General features: G+C 65.9%; 1 protein-coding gene. It reads right to left on the reverse strand.

What is annotated here, in order from left to right; all coding sequences use genetic code 11:
- The coding region (locus WFN61_RS21020; protein WP_337039152.1) for a PAAR domain-containing protein at positions 1-258 on the reverse strand (258 nt) is incomplete at both ends.

Genomic DNA, 258 nt, shown 5'->3' on the forward strand with positions numbered 1-258 from the left:
CCGCCAGCGCCACCGGCTCCCCCGAGCAGTCCGGCGAACAGCAGCGTCAGATCCGAGGCTTTGTATAATCCGTCCGGGACCTCAGCCTGCACGGGCAGGGTCTGCTCTGAGACACCGCCAATCAGCACATTGGGCGAGCCGGAGATAATGGTCGCCCCGCAGGTAGTCCGGTCCCCCAGGCGTGCAGCAGGCAGGCCGTTGATGTAGACCCGTGACGATCCTTCGGCCAGGTGCTGAGCGCCATCCTCCTGACAGGAG

Source organism: Pseudescherichia sp. AS216 (genome assembly GCF_037152055.1).
GTDB lineage: Bacteria > Pseudomonadota > Gammaproteobacteria > Enterobacterales > Enterobacteriaceae > Pseudescherichia.